The 1,322-nt window shown below is 75.6% G+C and carries 2 protein-coding genes; both read left to right on the top strand.

Going from position 1 to position 1,322, the window contains the following annotated elements; all coding sequences use genetic code 11:
* On the top strand, positions 1-155 hold a 155-nt coding region (locus tag B9S61_RS05430), incomplete at its 5' end, for a DUF4439 domain-containing protein (RefSeq protein WP_146064719.1).
* Positions 156-207: 52 nt separating this feature from the next.
* Positions 208-1,137 (top strand): aminoglycoside phosphotransferase family protein, encoded by a 930-nt coding sequence (locus B9S61_RS05425; RefSeq protein ID WP_103541167.1) that lies wholly within the window; start codon positions 208-210, stop codon positions 1,135-1,137.
* The last annotated feature ends 185 nt before the right edge of the window (positions 1,138-1,322 follow it).

The following is a 1,322-nucleotide window of genomic DNA, read 5'->3' as shown; positions in this document are numbered from 1 at the left end:
TGCGTGCGAGCACCGGTGAGCGGCGCCGGGAGGCCGCCGAGGCGATGCGGGAGGCGGCGGTGCGGTCGGTGCGCTGGAGCGGGGAGAGCGTAGCCTTCCCTGGGCTCGCCGAGCGGGGCGGTACGGCTTCGGGGACACCGGCGCCGACGGTGTGACGCGACGGGGGGCGGCAGGTACCGCGTACAGCAGGAAGGGAACGACTCGCGCATGGTTTTCGAACCGCCGCAGCGTCTGGTGAGGGCACTCGGTGAGACGGCGCCCGAGGACGACGACTGGCTGGAGAAGCTGCCGCAGGTGGCACACGAGGCCGTTGCACAGCGCGAGTTGACCGTGGAGCGGGTGCAGGTGCCGGGTGGGCGCAGCAGCCTGGTGGTGCTGGTCCGCACGGCCGACGGCGGGCCCGCCGTGCTGAAGCTGGCGCCGCGCCGGGCGCGCCCGGAGAGCGAGCGGGCCGCGCTGGCCCGCTGGGACGGGCGGGGAGCGGTGCGGTTGCTGGAGGATCCGCCCTCTTCCACTTCCTCCTCGTCGCCGTCCGGGGCGGAGGGCGTGCTGCTGCTGGAGCGGCTGCATCCCGACATGTCGGTGCGCACGCTGCCGGAGGCGAAGGCGCTGCTGGAGGCGGCGGGGACGCTGCGCCGGCTCTGGGTGGACCCGCCGGAGGAACACGGCTTCGAGACGGTGGCGACACGGACGGGGCGGCAGGCGCGGGCGATGCGGGCGAGCGCTTCGGCCGATCCGGAGGTGGCCCCGTTGGTGGAGGCGGCGCTGACGGCCCGCGAGGAGTTGCTGGCGGAGCCGCCGGAGCACCGGCTGCTGCACGGGACGTTCCGGCAGAGCAAGGTGCTCTCCGGGGAGCGGATGCCGTGGCTGGCGGTGGGGCCGGACCCGGTGGTCGGCGAGCACGCGTTCGATCTGGCGCGGCTGGTCCGCGACCGTGTGGAGGATCTCATCGCCCAGCCGTCCGGCGCGGCGACGACGCGGCGGCGGGTGAAGCGGCTCGCGGAGTCCCTGGAGGTCGACCGGGAGCGGTTGCGGGGCTGGACGCTGTTCCGTGCGGTGGAATCCGGCGTACGGGCGCGGCGGGTGGGGCGGGAGCGGGACGCGGAGCTGTTGCTGGAGTTCGCCGGCTGGTTGTGAGGCACGGCTGTCTTTTCGACGCCGGATCGCGTGATCCGGGCCTTGGGCGGACCGACGCGTGGGCGTGGGAGACACCGGGGCTGCGGGGGCGCCGCCCGGACACGGGCCGGTGCTTGGTCTGCGCCGTCAGGTCCACGTGCTCGCGGGTGCGGCACGGGCCGCGGGCGCGCGGCCTGCCCGGCGAG

Origin of the sequence: Streptomyces sp. SM1 (assembly GCF_002910825.1) — a bacterium.
Lineage (GTDB): Bacteria > Actinomycetota > Actinomycetes > Streptomycetales > Streptomycetaceae > Streptomyces > Streptomyces okerensis.
The sequence above is the reverse complement of the archived record's forward strand: the minus strand, read 5'-3'. Positions and strand labels throughout refer to the sequence as shown.

Bases quoted from the DNA above. Each gene is read 5' to 3' on its own strand.
- B9S61_RS05425 (WP_103541167.1), top strand. From the start codon at position 208: ATGGTTTTCGAACCGCCGCAGCGTCTGGTGAGGGCACTCGGTGAGACG.